Source organism: Streptomyces hainanensis, from assembly GCF_004348415.1.
Lineage (GTDB): Bacteria > Actinomycetota > Actinomycetes > Streptomycetales > Streptomycetaceae > Streptomyces > Streptomyces hainanensis.
This window is the reverse complement of the sequence record NZ_SMKI01000358.1, coordinates 1-8302: the sequence shown is the minus strand read 5'-3', so window position 1 is coordinate 8302 and position 8302 is coordinate 1. Positions and strand designations below refer to the sequence as shown.

At 73.7% G+C, this 8302-nt stretch carries 5 protein-coding genes; 2 read left to right on the top strand and 3 right to left on the bottom strand.

Going from position 1 to position 8302, the window contains the following annotated elements:
- From E1283_RS26805 to E1283_RS26795, 3 genes are all read right to left on the bottom strand, one after another.
- Positions 1 to 860, bottom strand: an 860-nt coding sequence (locus E1283_RS26805) for a putative T7SS-secreted protein (protein WP_341829954.1), incomplete at its 3' end; no start/stop codon positions are given.
- Positions 861 to 991: 131 nt separating this feature from the next.
- Complete coding sequence (locus E1283_RS26800; RefSeq protein WP_132820733.1) at positions 992 to 1591, bottom strand: hypothetical protein; 600 nt, start codon at positions 1589 to 1591, stop codon at positions 992 to 994.
- On the bottom strand, positions 1588 to 6117 hold the full coding sequence (locus tag E1283_RS26795) for a DUF6531 domain-containing protein (RefSeq protein WP_165956250.1): 4530 nt from the start codon (positions 6115 to 6117) through the stop codon (positions 1588 to 1590). Before E1283_RS26795 ends, E1283_RS26800 begins: the two co-directional genes overlap by 4 nt.
- Positions 6118 to 6373: 256 nt before the next feature.
- Between E1283_RS26795 and E1283_RS26790 the strand changes: the two genes are divergently transcribed.
- Together E1283_RS26790 and E1283_RS26785 are read left to right on the top strand one after the other, a co-directional pair.
- Positions 6374 to 7657 carry a polysaccharide deacetylase family protein gene (locus E1283_RS26790; protein WP_132820731.1) on the top strand — a complete coding sequence of 428 codons (1284 nt, stop codon included), beginning with the start codon at positions 6374 to 6376 and terminating at the stop codon, positions 7655 to 7657.
- 88 nt (positions 7658 to 7745) lie between these two features.
- On the top strand, positions 7746 to 8228 hold the full coding sequence (locus tag E1283_RS26785) for an RNA polymerase sigma factor (RefSeq protein ID WP_243745130.1): 483 nt from the start codon (positions 7746 to 7748) through the stop codon (positions 8226 to 8228).
- Positions 8229 to 8302 lie beyond the last annotated feature (74 nt).

Genomic DNA, 8302 nt, shown 5'->3' with positions numbered 1-8302 from the left:
GAGCCTTCGCCGTTGGCGTATTTGACGAGGGTGTCGGCGAGGACGACGACGGCGGCGGCGAGGACGATCAGGGCGAGGGGGCCGCCGATGATCAGGGCGATGACGCCGAGGACGGCGACGACGACCTTGCAGATGGCGACGAGCGTGTCCCAGGCGTCGGAGAACCAGCGGACCAGGTTGTCCCACCAACTGCGGTTCTGGATACCGGCGTCGGACGCCTCGTCGATACCCTGGGCACACTCCCTGGCCGCTTCCTCGCGCATCTCCCGCGCCTGGCGGGCGAGTTCGCGGGCGGCGGACAGTGCTTCCTCGGCGGAGTCCACCTGTCCCTGCGCGGAGGACGCCGCCTGCCCGGCGGCCGTCGCGTCCCGGGTCGCGGCCCGCACGTCCGCCTCGGACGGCGGCTCCACGTCCTCGCGTTCGCCCTCGCGCTCCAGCCGCTCGGCCTCGTCCCCGGCCCGGGACACCCAGTCCTGCGCGTCGGTCAACGCGCCCTGCGCGGAGGTCAGGTCGGCCTGCGCGGCGATCGCCCGGTCCAACGCCCGGTCGGCCATGCCCTGCGCGGTCTCCAGCTTCGGCCAGTAGGTGCCGAGCGCCCGCGCCGCCAGGTCGTAGGAGGTCTGGAGCTTCTCCAGGTTGCCCGGCACCCCGTCGAACTCGGAGCGGAAGGCGTCCGCCGACAACCCGGCCCAGTCCAGCACCGCCCGGTCGTCCGCCATTCCCCGCACCCGGCCCAGTGCCTCACCGACGTCGTCGGCGAACGTCTGCAACTCGTCGGAGAGTAATCGGACCTCGTCGGGATCACCCGGCGTCGGGTCCGAGTCCATGTCGACGGGACTCCAGTCGGACGGACGTGCCACGTGCCCTCCCAGCGAAGCTGACGGGTTCCGCACCGCAACCGATAGCGATACAACGATAGTTCGCATCGATGGAAACGGACGGCGGAGACGCGACCCGGGGCCGAAACGTGTGCGGCGTCACCTGGGCACGGTCACAGCCACATCGGGTCGCGGTGGGGCACCAGCGCCGGATCCTCCGACCAGACGAGCCGCGCCTCCAGCCCGGCGCCGACCACCTCGCCGAGCCGCTCCACGGCCCAGCCGTTCCAGTAGACGGCGGTCGGGTACTGCGGGATCCGGAACGCCGGCAGCTCGGCCGGCACGGCGTCCGGCCGGAACACCGCCTGCTTGACGTGCCCGGTGACCCGCTTCGGCTTGGAGGAGTGGCGCGCGTCCAGGCAGTCCACCACGGGCTCCACCAGGAGCAGTTGGTACGCGCCGGGCTCCGCGCCCTCGACCCGCACCGGCAGCAGTTCGCCGGCGGCCGCCAGCCGGTCCGCGCCGAGCGCCGCGACCAGCGGCGGGGTGAGGATCGGCGCGCCCGGATAGCCGGAGGGGAACCCGGCGGTGGGCCAGTCCGGGTCGCCGCCCCACGCGGCGCCGAAGCCGGTGGGCCGTTCGGTCGGCTTGCCGGTGATCTGCCAGCGTTTGAGCCTGACCAGCGAGTGGTCGAGGGACAGCGTGCGGATGTCGCGCAGCGCCGGCAGCGGCCGGTAGACGGCGCGGGGGGTGTGGGTGGCGTCAGAGGTCATGGCGCCGTCCAGTATGCGGTGGAGGACGGCTTGCCCCTGCGGAGCTCGTCGAGGATCTGGCTGCCGACGTGGCGCAGCTCGCCCCGCAGGGCGCGGCGGATGGCCCGCTGCCCGAAGCCACGGGCCACCCGGTCCGCGACCAGGTCCCCGAGGTGGGTGCCGAGCCGCTGGAAGTAGGCGTTGTGGTGGGTGAAGTTGTGCGGGCGCGGATGGCCGAGCGAGATGCCGTTGGCGGCGTCGTTGACGTGGATGCGGTAACGCGCCAGCAGCGCCCGCATCTGGGGGGCGCCACCGCGGTTGAACCCGGACGGCACGATGTGCGCGGCGGCGTGGCCGGGGAGCGGCCCGCGCCCCTCGAGCGTCATGTACCTTCGCAACAGCTTGGCGTGGTCGCCACAGCTCAACAGTCCGAGGTAGTCGAGCCAGAGCAGCGGGTTGACGACGTAGGAGTGCGGGTTGGGGCCCCCGTCCAGGCCGAGCGGGTCGGGGCTCAGATAGCGGGCGACCGCGGGGTCGTAGAGCCGGAAGTAGTTGTAGTGGAGCTCGGTCTCCGGGTCGAAGTACTGGCCGGGGAAACGCAGCGGGGTGTCGGCGGTGGCGGTAGCGGTGTCGGCGGTGGCGTCGCCCGGGCGGCCCCTCGTCAGGCCCCAGAGGGTGGCCTCGGCCCGCCACACGGTCTCGCCGGCCTCGTCCACCAGCTCGGTCGGGGTGCCGATCAGGTCGCTGACGATCGCGAAGAACCGCTGGTCGACGACGTCCTGGGGTGCTTCGGCGGAGACGCGGCGGCGCTCGCGCTGGGCCAGCGGCACCGTGCCGTCGCGCTCCCAGGTGAGGGTGGTCTCGCCCGGCTCACCGACGACGACCGTGGTCTGCTCCACCAGGTGCGGGCCGTCCCAGGTGAAGCGGGTCTCCTCGACGACGGTCGTGCCGTCCGCCGCCAGCCGCTGTTTGGCGATCCGGCGACCGAGCGGGTCGTAGTGGTAGCGCCAGCGGGTGCCGTCGGGGGTGGTGACGGCGGTGAGCCGGTCCTCGGCGTCCCACGCGTAGCGCCAGACCTCGGGCTTGCGGGAGAGCCGGGTGCGGCGCCGCAGCACCACCCGGCCGGCCGCGTCGAAGGAGTAGCGGACGCCGCCGGCGCGGGTCAGCCGGTTGCCGGTGTAGGCCCGCTCGCCCCTGGCCTCGACGGCGGGATGCCGGTCCGGCCAGTCGGCGCGGGTCGGGTTGCCGGCCGCGTCGTAGGCGTAGGACTCGCGCCAGCCGCGGGCGTCGACGCCGGTGACGCGGCCCGCGCCGTCCAGCGTGAAGGTGCGGCGGCCGCCCGCCGGTTGGTCGAGGGCGGTCGGCAGGCCGTCGGGACGGTACTCGTAGCCGCGCCGCCAGGCCGGCTCGGAGCCTCCCGGCGCGGTGAGCGACTGTCGGGTGAGCCGGCCCGCCGCGTCGTGGGTGAGGCCGAGGAGGGCGCCGGCGGCGCCGAGGCGGCGGCTGATCTCCTGGCCGGCCGCGTCGTGGCGGGAGGCCAGGGTGCGGCCGGCCGCGGTGAGCGCGGTACGCCGCCCGGCCGGGTCGTAGGCGTAGTCGGTGACGGCACCGGTCGGCGTGGTGCGCCGGATCGGGCGGCCCACGGCGTCGTAGGCGGTGGCGAGGACGCGTCCTTCGACGGCCTCCGAGGTGACCCGCCCGAGCAGGTCGTAGCCCACGGTCAGCACGGCGTCGGGACCGGCGGCCCGCACCAGCCGCCCCGCCGGGTCGCTGGCGAAGTCGGTGGTGGCGCCGTCCACGGTCTTGGCGATCCGGAAACCGGCCGCGTCGTAGACGAATTCCACCGTCTGGCCGAGGGCGTTGACCCGGCGCAGCAGCCGGCCGAGCGGGTCGTGCGCGGAGTGCGTGACGTGCCCGTCGAAGTCGGTCTCGGTGGTCGGCCTACCGGCCGCGTCGTAGCCGTATTCCCAGGTCAGACCCCTGGGGTCGGTGACGCCTGTGAGGCGCAGCTCGGTGTCGTACCGGTAGGCGTGGTGGGCGCCGTCCGGCGTGGTGCGGGCGGCGATCCGGTCGAAGTGGGTGTAGGCGACGCGGGTGACCTGGCCCAGCGGGTCGGTGTGGGTGAGGCAGTTGCCCTCGCCGTCGTAGGCCCAGGACTCGGTGGCGCCGTCCGGCTCCGTCCTGCTGGCGGGAAGGCCCTCGACGGTCCAGGTGACCCGGGTGATTCCCCCCAGCGGGTCGGTCACGGTCGCCGCGTTGCCGAACGCGTCGTAGCCGTAGCGGGTCGTGGCGCCCAGCGGGTCGACGGCCGAGGTCGGCTGCCCGGCACGGTTGTTGCCGAAGTGCCAGACGGCGCCCAGCGCGTCGGTGAGTTCGGTGAGGGCGCCGAACGTGTCGTAGCCGTAGCGCGTGACCGCGCCCTCGGGGTCGGTCAACCGCACACAGTTGCCGCGCTCGTCCCACTCCTGGAGCCAGACCGCGCCGTCGTGGTCGGTCAGCTCGTACGGCAGGCCGAGGTCGGTGAAGCTGGCCGAGGACTCGGTGGCGTTCGGGAGGCGCACCCGGGTGAGGTCGCCGTGGACGCTCCACTCCAGGCGGGTGGTGTGCCCGAGCGGGTCCGTGAGGGAGGTGAGCCGGTCGTGGCGGTCCCAGGTGCGGTGGGTGGTGTGGCCCAGCGGGTCGGTCTCGGCGACGAGCTGGTAGCTGTCGTTGAACTCGTAGACGGTGGTGTGGCCGAGCGAGTCCGTGAACCGGGTGCGGCACGCCTCGGCGTCGTACGCGATGGCGCTGCCGAGGAACCCGTCGGCGCCCTCGGTGGCGACGCAGCGGCCCTCGGTGTCGTACTCGTACCGGTACCAGCTGCCGTTCCGGTCCTCCCAGCCGGCGAGCCGGTGCCGCTCGTCGTAGCGCAGCCGCTGGGGCTGCCCCGACGAGTCGCGGATCTCGGCGAGGTTGCCGCGCTCGTCGTAGCCGTAGCGCAGCAGCGTGGGCGCTTCGGGGTCGTTGAGCAGCCGGAGTTCGGTGATCCGGTGGTGGGAGGTGCTGACGCCGATGTGGTAGCCGCCGTCGTGGACGATGTCGCGCGGCGCGCCGCTCGGGTCGTAGCCGATCCTGATCCGGTTGCCGTTCCGGTCGCCGAGCGCGACCAGCGGCAGTTCGGCACCGGACCGGCCGGGCACCGGCGCGAAGTGCAGGGTGTGCCCGCTGTCCCGCCGGTGCACGGCGATCGGCGTGTCGGCGGCGCCGCTCCATGTCAGCGCCCACCGCGGGCCCTCGACGGGCAGCATCGGCTCGTCCGGGATCGGCCGCGGGTAGTCGAGCACCATCCCGTCCTCGGTCACCAGCCGGACGCCGCCCGCGTCGAGCAGCAGCCGCTGGTCGAGCGTCGACGCCCAGGAGGGGCCGAACCAGGTGCCCTCGCGGAGGCCGCTTCGGTGGTGGCGGCGGAGCACCAGCGGCAGCACACCGGGGAGTTCGACGTCGGTCGCGTCCATCACCAGCTCGCCGGTGGCCATGTCGACCGGGTCGGTCCTGCACACCAGGGTGTCGCCGCCCCGCCCGAATCTGCGGATGCTCCGGCCGAGGCCGCGTAGCCCCTGCCGCAGCCCGTGCAGCCCGGTGGTGGCCAGGGAGCGGATGCCGCGGGCGAGGCCGCCGAGGGTGGTGAGGCCGCGCATGCCGGGGATGCAGTCGAGGGCGGCGAAGGCGACGTCGAGCAGCGAGCCTTCGCCGTTGGCGTATTTGACGAGGGTGTCGGCGAGGACGACGACGGCGGCGGCGAGGACGATCAGGGCGAGGGGGCCGCCGATGATCAGGGCGATGACGCCGAGGACGGCGACGACGACCTTGCAGATGGCGACGAGGGTGTCCCAGGCGTCGGAGAACCAGCGGACCAGGTTGTCCCACCAACTGCGGTTCTGGATTCCCGCGTCGGACGCCTCGTCGATCTCCCGGGCGCACTCCCTGGCCGCCTCCTCGCGCAACCCCTGGGCTTCGCGGGCCAGTTGGCGGGCCGCGTCGAGCCGGCCCCCGGCCTCGTCCACCCGGCCTCGGGCGGAGGACGCCGCCTGGTCGGCCGCGGCGCGGTCCCGCGTGGCGGCCCGCACCTCCGCCTCGTCCGGCGGCTCGACGCCGTCCCGCTCGCCCTCCTCCTGCAACCGGGTCGACTCGGCGGCGGCCCGGTCCACCCAGCCCTCCGCGTCCGACAGCGCGCCCTGCGCGGAGGTCAGGTCGGCCTGCGCCGCGATCGCCCGGTCCAACGCCCGGTCGGCCATCCCCTGCGCGGTCTCCAGCTTCGGCCAGTAGGTGCCGAGCGCCCGCGCCGCCAGGTCGTAGGAGGTCCGGAGCTTCTCCAGATTGCCCGGCACCCCGTCGAACTCCGACCGGAACGCCTCCGCCGAGCGCCCCGCCCACTCCAACACCGCCCGGTCGTCCGCCATGCCACGGACCCGGCCCAACGCCTCGCCGACATCGTCCGCGAACGTCTGGAGGCTCTCCGCGAGCTCCCTGACCTCCTCCGGGTCGCCCGGTGTCGGATCGGAGTCCATGTCGACCGGACTCCAGTCGGAAGGCCGCACCACAGACCGCACCCCCACCATCACACCCGATGATCACGCCCTGACGGAGTGTCACTCAACGGTAGGGCCGGAGCAGGGGGCGGACAACAGGGCCCACGAGGGCACCCCCCGGCGCGCTGTTGCGCGGCTGTGACAACCGGGGTGCCCGCGAGCCAGTCCACAGGGTGTCGACCGGTTCGACCGCATGACCCGCACGACCCGCACGACCGAGAGAGAGGGAGCCGCCGTGAGCCCACACGACCGCCACCACCCCACACGCGCCAGGCACGCCGAGAGCCGCCTCTCCCGCCGCGGCCTGCTCGGCCTCGGCACCGCCGCGCTGATCGGCGCCGGCGTCTACTCGGCCGTCGCCGCTCCCGCCAAGTCCTTCGGTGCCCGCGACGTCCCGTGCGGCGACGCCGTGCCCGGCTGCGGCCCCACTCCGGACGCCGGACCCAGCGTCGAGCGGCCCCGGCTGATCGGCGACGGCTCCACCGCCGACACCGGCCCCCAGCCCCACCAGCCGGGCCCGGAACGCCCGTTGGAGGCCGGCGAGCGGCCCCCGCAGTTCGTCGTCGTCTCCTGGGACGGCGCCGCCGCCCTCGACGACGGCCTGTTCCCCCGCTTCCGGGAGCTCGCCGGCGAACTCGGCGCCGCCATGACCTTCTTCCTCTCCGGCCTCTACCTGCTCCCCGAGGCCCAGCGGGAGACCTACCTGCCGCCCCGCAACGCGCCCGGCGCCTCGGACATCGGCTACCTCACCGACGCCCACATCCGCGACACCCTCGAACAGCTGCGCGCCGCCTGGCTCGAAGGCCACGAGGTCGGCACCCACTTCAACGGCCACTTCCTCGCCGGCGACGGCTCCGTCGGCAACTGGACCTCCGACGACTGGCGCGAGGAGATAGCCCAGGTCAAGACGTTCGTCACCCGCTGGCGCACGCACACCGGATTCGACGACCTGGACCCGCTGCCCTTCGACCACGAGACCGAACTGGTCGGCGGCCGCACCCCGGGGCTGCTCGGCCAGGAGAACCTGCTGCCGGTCGCCGCCGAGCTCGGCTGGCGCTACGACGCCAGCTCACCCGGCGGACTCCAGATCTGGCCGGAGCGCCGCGACGGAGTGTGGGACTTCCCGCTCCAGACACTGCCCTTCCCCGGCCACGACTTCGAGGTGCTGGCCATGGACTACAGCATGCTGGCCAACCAGTCGGGCGACGCCACCCAGGGCGACCCCGCCCAGTTCGACACCTGGCGGCAGCAGGCGACCGGCGCCTTCCTCGGCGGATTCGAACGGGCCTACACTTCGAACCGCGCGCCGCTCTTCATCGGAAACCACTTCGAGCAGTGGAACGGCGGCATCTACATGGACGCCGTCGAGGACTCGCTGCGCGAGATGGCCACCTATGACGAGGTGCGCTTCGTCTCGTTCCGCCAGCTGTGCGACTGGCTGGACGCGCAGTCCGAGCAGGTGCTGACCGACCTGCGGACGCTGGGCGTCGGCCAGGCTCCGGCCGGTGGCTGGGGGTGACCGGCACCGGTTGACCCCGGCGGACGGGCGACCACGATCGAACGAGGAACAACGGGACGAGCGGCGGAACGAGCACGGTGAGCGTCGAGTGAGCGGAGCCCAGGAGGCCGAGGCGCTGTTCGAGGCGGTCTACCCGCGGCTCGCCGGCTGGTGCCGCGGCCTGGTGGACGGCGACGAGGTCGCCCACGACATCGCCTCCGAGGCGTTCACCCGCCTCTGGTCCCGGTGGACGACCGTGGACAACCCCGAGTCCTACCTGTTCAGCATCGCCGCCAACCTGGTCAAGGACCACTGGCGGCACCGCGACCGGGAACGCCACGCCGCCCGCCGCCTCGACCCGCGCGACGAGCACGCGCCCGCCGCCGACCAGGGAGTCGACGTGCGCGCCCTCGTCGAGTCGCTGCCCGACCGACTACGGGTGCCCGTGCTGCTCCACTACTACGCCGGCCTGCCCGTCGACGAGATCGCCACCGCGCTGCGCCGCCGGCCGGGCACCGTCAAGAGTGACCTCCACAAGGCCCGACAACGGCTGCGGACCGCCCTGAGGGGACTCCATGACCTCACCACCTGAACCACCCGCCGCATCCGGCGGCGACCCGGAACCGACCGACATCGCCCGTGCCTTCGCCGCCCCCACCCGCCGAC